This window comes from Pseudomonas sp. 43(2021), from assembly GCF_017490805.1.
Classification (GTDB): Bacteria; Pseudomonadota; Gammaproteobacteria; order Pseudomonadales; family Pseudomonadaceae; genus Aquipseudomonas.
This window is the reverse complement of the sequence record NZ_JAFGYJ010000017.1, coordinates 33455-46450: the sequence shown is the minus strand read 5'-3', so window position 1 is coordinate 46450 and position 12996 is coordinate 33455. Positions and strand designations below refer to the sequence as shown.

General features: G+C 60.6%; 18 protein-coding genes and 1 pseudogene. All 19 read left to right on the top strand.

The window, feature by feature from the left end:
* Nucleotides 1-83: 83 nt before the first annotated feature.
* The 19 genes and pseudogenes from J5M71_RS15960 to J5M71_RS15870 all read left to right on the top strand — a co-directional run bounded on the left by J5M71_RS15960 (nt 84) and on the right by J5M71_RS15870 (nt 12954).
* On the top strand, nt 84-416 hold the full coding sequence (locus J5M71_RS15960) for a phage holin, lambda family (RefSeq protein WP_054830717.1): 333 nt from the start codon (nt 84-86) through the stop codon (nt 414-416).
* Between the two features lie 48 nt (nt 417-464).
* The gene (locus J5M71_RS15955) at nt 465-656 is read left to right on the top strand and encodes a hypothetical protein (protein WP_207833565.1); all 192 of its coding nucleotides are present in this window, start codon (nt 465-467) and stop codon (nt 654-656) included.
* 487 nt (nt 657-1143) lie between these two features.
* Nucleotides 1144-1377 (top strand): hypothetical protein, encoded by a 234-nt coding sequence (locus J5M71_RS15950; protein WP_026031959.1) that lies wholly within the window; start codon nt 1144-1146, stop codon nt 1375-1377.
* Between the two features lie 177 nt (nt 1378-1554).
* The gene (locus J5M71_RS15945) at nt 1555-2178 is read left to right on the top strand and encodes a putative metallopeptidase (protein WP_207833563.1); all 624 of its coding nucleotides are present in this window, start codon (nt 1555-1557) and stop codon (nt 2176-2178) included.
* Nucleotides 2179-2209: 31 nt separating this feature from the next.
* Complete coding sequence (locus J5M71_RS15940) at nt 2210-2686, top strand: DUF2280 domain-containing protein (protein WP_207833561.1); 477 nt, start codon at nt 2210-2212, stop codon at nt 2684-2686.
* The gene (locus J5M71_RS15935; RefSeq protein WP_207833552.1) at nt 2658-3959 is read left to right on the top strand and encodes a terminase family protein; all 1302 of its coding nucleotides are present in this window, start codon (nt 2658-2660) and stop codon (nt 3957-3959) included. Before J5M71_RS15940 ends, J5M71_RS15935 begins: the two co-directional genes overlap by 29 nt.
* An 8-nt stretch (nt 3960-3967) precedes the next feature.
* Nucleotides 3968-5392 carry a DUF4055 domain-containing protein gene (locus J5M71_RS15930; protein ID WP_207833543.1) on the top strand — a complete coding sequence of 475 codons (1425 nt, stop codon included), beginning with the start codon at nt 3968-3970 and terminating at the stop codon, nt 5390-5392.
* A pseudogene (locus J5M71_RS15925) lies at nt 5382-6413 on the top strand (phage head morphogenesis protein); the annotation flags it as partial. The gene J5M71_RS15930 and the pseudogene J5M71_RS15925, both read left to right, overlap by 11 nt.
* Nucleotides 6414-6952: 539 nt before the next feature.
* Entirely contained in the window at nt 6953-7129 is a 177-nt protein-coding gene (locus J5M71_RS15920) for a hypothetical protein (RefSeq protein ID WP_207833537.1), read from the top strand.
* A 171-nt stretch (nt 7130-7300) separates the two neighbouring features.
* Entirely contained in the window at nt 7301-8020 is a 720-nt protein-coding gene (locus J5M71_RS15915; RefSeq protein WP_186723009.1) for a hypothetical protein, read from the top strand.
* A gap of 10 nt (nt 8021-8030) precedes the next feature.
* Nucleotides 8031-8975: a major capsid protein gene (locus J5M71_RS15910; RefSeq protein WP_104886286.1), complete on the top strand. Its 945-nt coding sequence runs from the start codon at nt 8031-8033 to the stop codon at nt 8973-8975.
* Between the two features lie 48 nt (nt 8976-9023).
* A complete protein-coding gene (locus J5M71_RS15905; RefSeq protein ID WP_207833535.1) occupies nt 9024-9620 on the top strand; it encodes a hypothetical protein in 597 nt (198 codons plus the stop codon).
* 39 nt (nt 9621-9659) lie between these two features.
* A complete protein-coding gene (locus J5M71_RS15900) occupies nt 9660-10052 on the top strand; it encodes a protein singed (RefSeq protein ID WP_207833533.1) in 393 nt (130 codons plus the stop codon).
* Between the two features lie 2 nt (nt 10053-10054).
* Nucleotides 10055-10447, top strand: coding sequence for a hypothetical protein (locus J5M71_RS15895; RefSeq protein ID WP_186723013.1), 393 nt, complete (start codon nt 10055-10057; stop codon nt 10445-10447).
* 1 nt (nt 10448) lies between these two features.
* On the top strand, nt 10449-11123 hold the full coding sequence (locus J5M71_RS15890) for a hypothetical protein (protein ID WP_207833525.1): 675 nt from the start codon (nt 10449-10451) through the stop codon (nt 11121-11123).
* Complete coding sequence (locus J5M71_RS15885; RefSeq protein ID WP_207833517.1) at nt 11120-11548, top strand: phage tail terminator-like protein; 429 nt, start codon at nt 11120-11122, stop codon at nt 11546-11548. Before J5M71_RS15890 ends, J5M71_RS15885 begins: the two co-directional genes overlap by 4 nt.
* A gap of 39 nt (nt 11549-11587) precedes the next feature.
* The gene (locus tag J5M71_RS15880; protein WP_207833515.1) at nt 11588-12247 is read left to right on the top strand and encodes a phage tail protein; all 660 of its coding nucleotides are present in this window, start codon (nt 11588-11590) and stop codon (nt 12245-12247) included.
* A 9-nt stretch (nt 12248-12256) separates the two neighbouring features.
* On the top strand, nt 12257-12640 hold the full coding sequence (locus J5M71_RS15875) for a phage tail assembly chaperone (RefSeq protein ID WP_207833513.1): 384 nt from the start codon (nt 12257-12259) through the stop codon (nt 12638-12640).
* Nucleotides 12641-12657: 17 nt separating this feature from the next.
* Nucleotides 12658-12954: a DUF1799 domain-containing protein gene (locus J5M71_RS15870; protein ID WP_207833893.1), complete on the top strand. Its 297-nt coding sequence runs from the start codon at nt 12658-12660 to the stop codon at nt 12952-12954.
* Nucleotides 12955-12996 lie beyond the last annotated feature (42 nt).

Below are 12996 nucleotides of genomic sequence, written 5' to 3'. Positions count from 1 at the left end.
GTGCTGCTCCGCACGTTTGCCCGGTCCCTGAATAGGGCCTCAGCGGGCCTTTTCTTCTTGCCGCCCCTCAGGGGATATCGAGTATGTCCAACATGCCAGACAAACCAGACACCTGGGCGATTGCTCTTGCGTGGTTGAGCCAGCATTCGCCCCTCCTGTACGCGGCAGGCCTTTCCTGCGCCATGGCTGTCCTGCGAATCACCTACGGAGGTGGCACCCGTCGCCAGATGTTGGTCGAGGGTGCAATATGCGGCGGCCTGACCCTGACGATCATCAGCGGCCTGGAGTTCTTCGGTCTGCCGCAGAGCATGTCCACGTTTGTAGGTGGATGGGTCGGCTTCTTGGGTGTGGAGAAGGTGCGCAACATTGCCGACCGCGTCACTGACTTCAAGCTGCCGGCCCGCAAGGCTGATTGATCCGCGCCACAAAATAGAGATGCGCCGTTTCGTGGCGCGGGAGTAGCCATGAGCAACGTCACACGAATTCGCCATGAGCTGCCGGTAAGCACGGATATCGTCCATGCGGTGGCAGAGTTCGATGCCGCTCTGGTGAAAGCCATTGATGCAGCCAAGGATGCCGGGCTGCCGCAGGGGCTGCTGGTCAGCCTGATGCACGGCCACGCCCACGCCGAATCACACAAGATGGTGGCCAAATGAACGTGGTTGAACTGAAACGGCGAGAGCGAGAGGAGCCGCACGCCTCCGGCGAGTGCATCTGCGCGAACTGTCAGCATGAATGGGTAGCGGCTGCACCGGTAGGTGTCACGCAGATGGAGTGTCCGGAGTGCGGTACCCATCGCGGCGCCTTCAAGTATCCATTTGGTCCGCAGCCAGGTGACGAGGCATTTCACTGCAACTGCGGTAGCGAAACATTCTTCATCATGCGCAAGCCAGGCCAAGCCAGCGGCGCGGTTCACTGCCGTGGCTGTGGTGTAGAGGCGACCGGCTGGTTTAAGTAGGTATCCCATGACAACGAAGCAACCCGATTGGGAGGCGATGGAACGAGCCTGCCGGGCCGGGTCGCCCCTTGCTGCATGAGCGTGCTCACGCTCAGACCAGCATCATATTCATGATTAACACTCCAATGCAGTGGATTGATCTGTTGGCACCGGCTACCTTGAGGCTTCACGCAAGGAGTCCGGACATGGCAGATAAATATGTTGGAAGAATAGTTGGGCTTGGCACGGATAATGTCGAGTACGTCATCTACATCTACCAAGACGAGACGGTCGAGCGCTCTTCGAGCGGAATGGTTCGACATGAAGGCTTGAAGCATTTCGAAATGCAAATGGGTGGTGCCGTGAACAAGATCTCCGAAACGGAGTATGAGATCGTTGCTACGGGAGTGAGGGTCACTGTGCATGATGATAAGAGCTAATCGGGTCGGCCTCTCGTGCGAACGCTTGAAATGGAATGCCGCATGGCAGCCAGATGGGGCAATCACCATGCATAGCTTGCGTTGAGCCAATCGCCTTTCGGCTTAGTACTCCCTCCTGCACTGAATAGACTCCTGCCGTCCCGGCACCGCAACATCATTTCAAACACAAGGTGACCTATGGATAGGCCGTATCCTCCATCGTCACTGCTTCAACTGTCCGAGCTATCCGACTTCGGTATCCGCTTGGCTCCTGCCCCTGAAATATGGGATTGGCTTAAGGCCGAGATTCTTGCCGACACCGGCAGCATCCATAACCCTGAACACGCCCACCTGATGGACGCCAACATTGGCGTGCTTTGGGCTTCGTCCGGGTTCGCCAAGCACGGGCGGGTTGTTCTTGGTCAGGCCGAGCAGTTGATGTTCCGCGCTGGTGGGTGGCAGAAGGCCCGGCAAGAGCAGCAGATGCGGGAGTGGTTCGGCGAGGAGCCGGCCTATCTGATCACCCTGGCTGCCGACTACTGCACCCAGTGCACCGACGCCGAGTTCTGCGCCCTGGTCGAACACGAGCTGTACCACATCGCCCAGGCGACTGATGAGTTCGGTGGACCCAAGTTCACCCAGGACGGACTGCCCAAGCTGTACCTGCGCGGCCATGACGTCGAAGAGTTCGTCGGAGTGGTACGGCGCTACGGTGCCAGCGAAGAAGTCCAGCAGCTGATCGACGCTGCAAGCCGGCCGCCTGAGGTGGCCAAGATCAACATTTCGAGGGCCTGCGGAACCTGTCTGCTCAAGTCGGCTTGATTCTGGACAGGCTCTGGACGGATGAAAGCCTATGGCAGCCCTCAGCAATGACGTGAAGGCCTTTATCGTTCAGGCCTTGGCGTGCTTCGACACGCCTTCACAGGTGGTAGAGGCCGTCCAGAAAGAATTTAGCATCACCGTGACCCGCCAGCAGGTGGAGACGCACGACCCCACGAAGTACTCAGGCAAGGGCCTGGCCAAGCGCTGGGTGACGTTGTTCGAAGATACCCGGGCGCGATTCCGTGAAGAGACGGCCGAGATACCCATCGCGAACCGGGCCTACCGGCTCCGTGCGCTTGGCAGGCTGGCCGAAAAGGTCGAAGGCATGCGCAACTACGGGCTGACCCTTCAAATCCTTGAGCAGGCCGCCAAGGAAGTTGGCGACGCCTACGTGAACCGCCAGACCAAGAACGAGAATCCCCACGACAACGTGCCGCCTACCCGGGTGCAGGTCGATGTGGTGGATGCGAGGAAGCCTGATGCCATCGCTGAACGTCCCGCAGGCTAGCTTCCTCCGGATGGAGAACAAGTTCCGCGGCTTCGTGGCTGGTTTTGGCAGCGGGAAGACTTGGGTAGGTTGCGCGGCGCTCTGCAAGCATGTGTGGGAGTGGCCCCGGATCGACTCCGGCTACTTCGCCCCGACGTACCCGCAGATCCGCGACATTTTCTTCCCGACCATCGAGGAGGTCGCCTTCGACTGGGGCTTGAAGGTCAAGACGAAGGAGAGCGACAAGGAGGTCGAGTTCTACAGCGGCGGCCAGTACCGCAGCACGACCATCTGCCGCTCAATGGAGAAGCCGCAGACCATCGTTGGTTTCAAGATCGGCCATGCCCTGGTCGATGAACTCGACGTTCTGCCCGCGCTGAAGGCCGAACACGCCTGGCGCAAGATCATTGCCCGGATGCGCTACAACGAGCCTGGGCTGAAGAACGGTGTGGATGTGACCACGACCCCTGAGGGGTTCAAGTTCGTCTACCAGCAGTTCGTGAAGCAGCTGCGCGAGAAGCCGGCCCTGCAGGGCATGTACGGTCTGGTGCAAGCCAGCACGTTCGACAACGAGCTGAACCTGCCGCCTGACTACATACCGTCGCTGATGGAGTCCTACCCGGCCCAGCTGATCCTGGCCTACCTGAACGGCCAGTTCGTCAACCTGAACTCGGGGTCGATCTACCACGCCTACGACCGGAAGCTGAATTCCTGCTTCGACACCGTAGAGCCTGGAGAGCCCCTGTTCATCGGCATGGACTTCAACGTCGGCAAGATGGCGGCGATCGTCCATGTCAATAGGCCTGACGGGAAGCCCAGGGCCGTGGATGAGCTGATCGACGGCTTCGATACCCCGGACATGATCCGGCGCATCAAGGAGCGCTACTGGCGGCACAACGGCAGGGACTACGAGAAGACCTGCGAGATCAGGATCTACCCCGACGCCTCGGGCGGGTCACGCAAGTCGGTGAACGCCAGCGAGACGGACATTGCCATCCTGCGCCAGGCCGGCTTCAGCGTCATAGCTCCCGATGCCAACCCGCCAGTGAAAGACCGCATCAACGCCATGAACGCGATGTTCTGCAACGCGAATGGTGAGCGGCGCTACCTGGTCAACCCGCTGCGCTGCCCGACCTATGCGGACGGCCTGGAGCAGCAGGTGTGGGCTGCCAATGGCGAGCCTGACAAGAAATCCGGCGTGGATCACGCGAACGACGCGGGCGGCTACTTCATTCACCACGATTACCCGATCAGCAGGCCGGTAACTCACGTTCCAATCACGTTCACTTTCTGAGGCCACCCATGCCGAACTTCATTCCCCGGGCAGAGTACTCGGAGGCCTTGCCCGGCTGGCTGCTGGTCAAGCGCTGCGTGGCCGGCGCCCGCGAGGTGCGCAAGCACGACGAATACCTGCCGATGCCAGACCCGGAGAACAAGTCTTCGGAGAACCTGGCGCGGTACAAGCAGTACAAGAAGCGGGCGATGTTCCTGAACATCACCGGGCGCACCCGTACCGGCCTGCTGGGTGCGGTGTTCCGCAAGACTGCTGAGCTGGAGTTGCCCACCGGTGTCGATTATCTGAAGGAGAACGCCAGCGGCGACGGCACGAGCCTGGAGCAGCTTTCCAAGGATGCCGTAGGGGAATGCCTGGATGCAGGGCGAGGGGGCTTTCTGGTGGACTTCCCGGCTGTTGAGGGCGTGTCCTCGATGGCTGACATGCAGGGCCGGCGGGCGCTTATCCATCACTATGGCGCCGAGTCGATCATCGACTGGGATGAGCAGGTGATCGATGGTGTGAAGCGTCTGGTCTACGTCTGTCTGCTCGAGCGCGTGTCTGCATTCAGCCCGGACAGCCTGGAACGCACTACTGATACCCAGTACCGGGTGCTTCTGCTGATCGAAGGCAGGTATTTCCAGCGTGTCTACGCAAAGGATGGCAATACCTTCACGGAGTTCGCGCCGCTCGACAAGAACGGCCGGGCCTTCGACCACATCCTGTTCAGCTTCTACGGCGCCCAGAACAACGACGCCAGCATCGACAAGTCGCCGCTGGAAGACCTGGCTGATGTGAACATCCTGCACTACGGCAACAGCGCCACGGTGGAAGAGAGCGGGTTCATCAGCAGCCAGCCAACTCTGTTCATCACCACCGACATCAGCGCGGACGATTTCGCCAAGCTGAACCCCAACGGTATCCACATCGGCTCTACCCGCGGGTTCAACCTCGGCAAGTCCGGTGACGCAAAGCTTGTCCAGGCGGACGAGAGCCAGCTCTCTCGCACGCTGATGAAGGACAAGGAAGAGCAGATGCTGATGATCGGCGCACGCATCGTCCAGAAGGCGGGCGGTGCCGAGACAGCAGAGGCCGTTCGCATTCGCTACAGCTCGGACAACAGCGTGCTGGGCACCATCGCCGGCAACGTGTCCGAGGCCCTGAAACGGGCCATCCTCGACGCCGAGCGCTTCATGATGGACGAGCCGGACGAGGACGGGACGGTCTTCTGGCTCAACCAGTCGTTCTTCGACGAGACGATGACCGCCCAGGACATCCTTGCCCAGGTCCAGTTGTGGCAGCAGGGCATCATCGCGAAGTCCGACCTGCGCACCAACCTGCGCCAGGGCGGCGTGCTTGAGGCCGACCGCACCGACGAGTTGATCGACGATGAACTGGCCCAGCAGCCGCCGGTGACCGGCAACGACACTGGAGATGGCGGCGATGAGCAGTGACGGCTACCTGTCCGACGCAGCGACTCGCCACCAGGTACACGTGCAGCGCTACGCCGGCGGTAGCCTCAAACGCTTGGCGAAGTTCATCACCAAGGCCATCAGCACCGCGAAATCTCGCGTATCAGAGGGATTGAGCCGTTACGGCACCCAACGGTACGAAAAGCAGATCCAAGAGCTACAGGGCGAGCTGGCGGGCGTATACGGCGAGATGAAGCAGCAGGCCGTGCTCGACCTGACGGAATTCGCCGGGTACGAGGCCGAGTTCAACCTGACCCTACTTGGCAAGGTCGTGAAAACGGTCGTGCAACTGAACAGGCCCAGCATCGAGCAGGTCGCCGCCGCAGCGCTGGCCGATCCGCTCGACTTGGAAGTCGGCAAGGGTCGGCAGCGCATCAGCATCAACGGCGCGCTCGACCAGTACGGCACCAAGAAGAGCGCCGAGATCATCAGCGAGATTCGCATGGGGTCGGCACTGGGCGAGACAACCGGCCAGATCAGTCGCCGGCTGACGTCACTGGGCGTCCAGCAGCGCGATCAAGCTCAGGCCCTGGTCAACACCATGACCAACCACATCGCCACCACGGCGCGGGTGGAAGTGCTCAAGGATAACGACGACATCCTCAAGGGGATGCGCCGGATCGCCACCTTGGACAGTCGAACCACGCTGTTCTGCATGAGCATCGACCAGACGATCATCCCACTGGATGGTCCGAAGCCGCCGTATCACTGGCGGTGCCGGACTACGGTAATCCCGGTGCTGAAAGACGAGTTCGCTAGGGAGATCCCCGGTTCGACCAGGCCAGCTATTGGCCCGAATGGCGTTGAGCAGGTGAGCAGCAAGACCAGCTACGGCGAATGGCTGGCGCGGCAGCCCGCGGCGTTCCAAAAGGATGTGCTGGGCCCAGCCCGCTATGAGTTGTTCAGCAAGGGCGAACTGACGCTGGACAAATTCGTAGATGACAACGGGAAGACCCTTACCCTGCAGCAACTGCGACAACGCGAAGCGGTTACTTTCAAGCAGCCGACTGGTGAGTTCACGGTGTATGACATTGGTTATCCGGTGGCAAAACCGGATGTATCCACGCCTGCGCGACGGACCGCAGTCGAGCTCGAAAATCGAATTCGTAGCGACGCGCTGGAAACGGGAGCGTTCATTGGTGACGACGGCTCGATTCTGCTTCAGCGTCAGGGTCAGCCTGATCGTGTCGGCTTCCCAGTGAGCGAGTTCGGCAAGCTGAAGGGAACGACCTTCACCCACAATCATCCGGGCAATAGCCCGTTCTCGATTGAGGATGTTGAGCTTGCATCCTACATTGGCCTGTATGAACTGCGGGCCGTCGGCCCGACCCTTCGCTATTCGATGGTTGCTGAAAAGGGATGGCCAAGTGGTGAGGTCGTCGACAGGCTGTCTGGCCAGGTCGAGCAAGAGGCCATAAAACGCGTGTATGATTTGGTCAATCGAGGCGAGCTTGAACGCGAGCATACCCAGTCGGAAGCTGAACACCAGTTCTGGAGTATCCTGAGCGGCAGGGTGGGCTTGAAATACAGCCGGGAGAGATCATGACGACCAACAAAAAAAGCGCGCAGGATTTGATTCAAGAAGCCCGGCGTGAGCATCAGGCGAATCTTGCCCGAGGCGTTGGCGTTTTTGATGGCGGCAAAGCCTGGAGAGAACTCAGCAAGCAGATGGCAGATGCAGTATTGCAAAAGCTCGAAGACGACTTCGACAAACCCTGAGCTACAGACATCAATGAAAGCCCTGGCATCCGCCGGGGCTTTTTCGTTATGAGCTCCCCGCGCCACAAAAAGCTGCCTCGTTAAACGTGGCGCGCAAATCCAAGGCCTCGCCCAGTGCGGGGCTTTTTTATGCCCGCAGGCAGGGCCTGCACAAGTCTCTGGGAGACAGCAATGACCTTGAAATTCCAACTGGACAGCCTCGAAGGCGTCGATGAATCGGTAGCAGCCCTGTATGTCGAGAAGGACGGCAAGTTCGTCCTCGGCATCGATGGTCTGCCGCAGCAGGAGGATGTCACCGGCCTGAAGGCCAAGGTGGAGGAACTCCTGGGCGAGAAGAAGGCGGCCGAGAAGGCACGCCGCGAGGCTGAAGATAAGGCTCGCGCCGAGGCCGAGGAGGCTGCCCGCAAGGCAGGTGACATCGAGGGCCTGGAGAAGTCCTGGTCCGACAAGTTCAACCGTCGCGAAGCTGAGCTGACCTCGGCTCTGGAAACTGAGCGCTCAACCTTGCAGGGCCAGATCCGGGATCTGACCGTGGGGCGTACCGCAACCGAGTTGGCCACCGAGTTGGCTGTGCCAGGTACCGCAAAGGCATTGCTTCCCCATATCGAACGCCGGCTGAGTGTCGAGCAGCGCGACGGTAAACCCACCGTTGTCGTGCTGGACGCCGCCGGCAAGCTCTCGGCGGCAACGCTGGACGAGCTGAAAGCAGAATTCACCAACGATCCGGCCTTTGGCCCGCTGATCGCTGGCAGCAAGGCATCTGGCGGCGGGGCCGGCGGTGCTGGAAAAGGCGGCGGGGCCGCACAGAAACGCTCCGAAATGACCTCTGTCCAGAAGCGCGAATACATCGAAGCGCATGGGCAGGAGGCATACCTCAAATTGCCAAAATAGGAAGTAGCAGATGCCTACCACCCTCAACTCGGACATGATCATCTACAACGATCTTGCCCAAACCGCTTATCTGGAGCGTCTGCAGGACGTTCTGGAGGTGTTCAACGCCTCGTCGGGCGGTGCGCTGATCCTGCGTAACGAACTGATCGAGGGCGACCTGCGCAAGCGTTCGTTCTACAAGATCGGCGGCACGTTGGGCCACCGTAACGTCAACTCCGACGCCACTGTAGCCGGCATCAAGATCGGCGCCGACGAAGCGGTCGGCGTGAAAACCCCGTGGAAGTACGGCCCGTACGAGACCACGGAGGAGGCCTTCAAGCGACGTGCGCGAAGCCCCGAAGAGTTCTCCATGCTGGTTGGCCAGGATATGGCCGACGCAGCCCTGGACTACTACATCCAGACTGCCTTCGCGGCACTGGGCGCGGCTATCGGTGCTAACGCCAACATGGTCGCCACCGGCTCCTTCGCAGTCGATCACAAGAAGGTGCTGACCAAGGGCATGCGCAAGTTTGGCGATCGTTTCAATCGCATCGCGCTCTTCGCCATGGACTCCGCCACCTACTTCGATCTGGTTGACGACGCAATCGACCAGAAGATTTACGAAGAGGCGGGCGTGGTCATCTACGGCGGCTCACCTGGCACCATGGGCAAACCGGTCCTCGTATCCGACAAGGTCACCGAAGAGCGCATCTTCGGCCTGCAGGTGGGCGCTGTTTCGGTGACTGAGTCCCAAGCCCCGGGTGTGCGCTCGTATCCGGTAAACACCCAGGAAAACTTGGCGATCGGCTATCGCGCGGAAGGCGCCTTCAACGTCGACATCATGGGTTACTCCTGGAAGGACACCGCAGGCGTAAACCCGAACCTCGCAGCGCTCGGCACCGGCGCGAACTGGCGTAAGCACGCGACCAGCGACAAGGCTACTGCCGGCGTCCTGATCGACCTGTCCGCGCCTTAATCGGCCACAGCAAAGGCGGGTCCAGCGGGCCTGCCTTGGAGATAATCCATGGAACTGATTTACACCACCCAGCGTGACGGCTTCGAGCAAGGCCGTACCTATCGCAACCCACGACACTTTGATCAGGCCGAACCAGGCGTCGAATCGGTTGTGGTGATTGGCGATTGGCCCAAGGTGGTCGATGCTTACGAAGCCGCTGGCGCTGATGTGTCAGTGGTTGAGGTACCGACACGTGTGGCTCTTGTCGAAGGCCCCGATCCTGCAGCGCTCGATCGACTGGTCACCGAGCTTGCATCCATCGGTGTGATCGTCGACTCCTTCGCTGCGCAGCGCCTGGAGCGCCCTGAAGGCGAGCTTGGCGAAACTGCTGGCCACCTATTCCAGGTGTTGGAAGCGGTCAACGCCGGTATCGCGAGCCTTCAGCTCGAGCGCGACGGTGAAGTCGAGAAGGCCAGAGTGCTGCAGAAGCAAGTGGACGATCTGCTGGCCCAAGCAGCCAAGCGGGAGCTTGAGACCGAAGAAAGCCGCGAGGCCAAAGAGGTCGCCGAGCTCAAGGCCAAGCTCGACGCCGCGAACGTCACCTACCGCGCCAACGCCTCGAAAGAGTCGCTGCAGAAGCAGGTCGCTGAACTCGGCCAGCAGTAATCCCGGGGCTGCGGCCCCACTCATTCAAGCGGAGGCCTGATGGCTACCTACATCACCGTGGCTGACGTGGACACCATCCTCGGGCCTGACTGGGCAGATGCAGGGCTGAAGGAAGAGGCGGTCTTCGAGGCGAACGCCTATCTGACCGCGCTCAATCTGGTTGGCATCGACATGAGCAACATCCCTGACGACGTGAAGAAGGCCGGCGCCCGGTTGGCCAAGTGCGCCTCCCAAGGAAAGCTGTACGTGCAGCAGACCGAGGGTACGCTCGAATCGAAAACGGTCAAGGCTGACTCGGTATCGACAAGCAAGACATTTGGCTCGATCGATAAGACGGGCTCTCTCGCCCAGCCAGCCGCCGTACAGCTTGCGCTGGCCATTCTGGCACCCTGGCGCAGTAACCCATTCGCCTTTGCGGTGAAAAGGGGATAGCCATGGGCTTGCGTGAAGATATTCAGTCCGACTTGGCCGAGTCATTCGATGATCCCGACGGTTTGGCTGATGCTGTAAGGCCAGTCGCCGGCATTCGCACGGTGAAAGGGATCTACGACCCAGGTTTAGGAGGTGCTGCCCCAGCCAAGACCATCCAATACTCTGGCCGCGGGGTGTTTGGCAGTTACCTGGCCAAGGAGATCGACGGATCACGCATCCAGACTGAGGATGTGAAGCTGCTGGTACTGCAGAACGAACTGTTTGAGCAGCAGGCCGGAGTGGTTGGGGAAACCCCGGCAGTTCCCAAGATTGGCGATCAAGTCAGTGGTTACCGGGCGCTCAACGTATCAGAGGACCCGGCTAGGGCTACCTGGACTATCCAACTGAGGAAGTGACATGTCGCGCGGCTCGCATATGGCTCAACGATACGGAGGGCTTGAAGGTGATTTTGCCGACAGCATTCGAGCATTTACGGAGCAAGCTCAGCAGGCGTTGGACTCCACCTTCAGGACAATTGTGATCGAGATCGGCAGCAGCGTCATCCTCATGTCGCCGGTGGGCAACCCGGAACTATGGGCGGCCAACGTGGCCCACCGGGCCAAGGCCAACAAGGCTGCCGACGACTACGACTTCAAGGTCTCGGTGCGCAATACGCTGATCAACCTAAACCAGGACAACTTCACCAAGGCCGGTAGGCTGCGCAAGGGCGTGAAATACGCCAAGCCCCTCACCAAGACCGAGCGCGAGCAAAACTTTGCTGTGAACGGACTGGTGGCGGGCCAGGGCTATGTGGGCGGACGGTTCCGGGGCAACTGGCAGTTCTCCATCGATTCTCCGGCGGCAGAAGAGCTCGACCGCATCGACCCGTCGGGCAGTCAAGCTATTGCCGAGCTCATGGGCCAGGTGCAGGCGCTGACCATCGGCCAGACCGCGTTCATCGTGAACAACTTGCCGTATGCCATCCCGCTGGAATACGGGCATTCGTCGCAGGCTCCGGCCGGCATGGTCCGGGTCACGCTCGCAAACTTCCAGCGCATCGTCGACGAAGCCATCAGGAAAAACCGCGTATGAGCCAAGCAAAGGCCCGCCAAGCTATCGAAATCAAGCTGATGGCTTGGGCCGCTGCGCGCCCGATCCGTGTTGCGAACTTCGAACAGGAGTTCGTGGCTCAGCAGGGTGAAACATACCTGCACGCGTTTCAGCTACCTGGTGCGACCACCTGCCGATACCTAGGCGGTGAGGCCTACGAATACACCGGTGTCTACCAGGTGAGCATCGTTTGCCCGGCCGGCCAGGCGCTGACGACTGCCGAGACACTAGTCGAAGAGCTCAGCGGACTGTTCCGGGTCGACTCACTGCTCAGCCGCAACGGCTTCGAGGGCTTAGTCACCGAACCAGTTGACCAAGGCCCAACCATCACCGAGTCGGCGACCTACACGGTCCCGGCCAGCTTCACCTACCGCGGTGTCGCGGACCAACCGCCCGCTGGGGCATAACCAACCGCCGTCTGGCGGGCTATCAAGAGGAAACAACCCATGGCCGCACGCTTCCCGCTGCCGAACGGCGCCGTGCTTGAGATCGCACGAGTCATTGGCTCCGCCATCCCTTTTACCAAGCTGACCAACGCCAAGCCACCAGTCGCTACTGCTGCCGGCCACACCATCAAGAACGGCGATATCCTGCTGGTCAACTCCGGCTGGGCGCTGATCAATGATCGAGCCGTCAAGGCATCCAGTGTTGCCGCAGACTCGTTCTCCCTAGGAGGCCTGGACACCAGCAATGTGGAGCGCTTCACCGCTGGCGCCGGCGTCGGCTCCGTGCTGCCTGTATCTGACTGGGTGCAGATCTCCAAGGTAACCTCGTTCACTTCCTCGGGTGGCGAGCAGCAGTATGCGACTGTTGGTTACCTGGAGGATGACGACGACAAGCAGTTCCCTACCAACCGGAACCCAACCAGCTTGTCGATTGTGGTCGAGGACCAGCCCACCGCCGCGTACGTCGAGGCCGTGGAAGGCTACGACGCCTCCAAGGAACTGGCCGTGATCCGCATGAAGCTCCGCAACGGTGACCAGATCCTGTACCCGGGCTACGTCAGCATCACTCCCGACCCGACCATGGAGCGGAACAACGTGATGACCCGCACCATCAGCGTCGGCCTGTCGGCTCGCTCGCTTCGTTACCTGGCCGGCGCGTAAGGAGTCCTCATGGCGAAGATCAAGATTGCGCAGAATCCCACGTTCACCGCTGAGGTGAAGATTCCGCGCGTTGGGGGAGAGCCGGTGCCGGTGGAGTTCACCTTCCGCTACCTCGACCGCACCGCGCTGGCCAAGCTCTACGACAGTTGGAACCAAGCGTCCGAAGACAACGCTGAGAAGACCAAGTCTGAAAACGCGAGCCTAGAGCGGTTCACTGCCGGACAAATCCAGCTGCAGGCCGAGCAGATCAAAGCTGTCACCGTTGGCTGGGGCTTCGACGACAGGTTCACCGACGAGGCCATCCTTGACCTGGTGACCACCTGCGTAGGAGCTCCGCAAGCAGTTCTGGACGCCTATCAGCAAGCCTACAACCCGGCCCGCCTGGGAAACTGAAGGCGGCGGCGCGGGCCCTGTATGAGCAGGGCCCCTCCGCCGAGCAGCTAGCGTTTCTGGGGCTCACCCTGGACGACATTGAAACCGAGAATGTAGAGGTCTGGCCGGATGCATGGCCGGCCTTCTGCCTATTTGAAGCGCTGGGTACACAATGGCGCTTGGGGCCGGGGGGGCCGTCAGGGCTCGATTACGCAGCCATCCCCGGAACCGCCAAGATGCTCGGATTGAAGCGGCGCGAGTTGTCGGAAGCCTTTCACGATCTCCGCCTCATGGAGAACGAGGCGCTGGTAGTGATGGCCGAGGCGGCGGATTAGGGTGGTCTTAGGAATAGTCGTATCCGGAGGACCCTGGCTCGA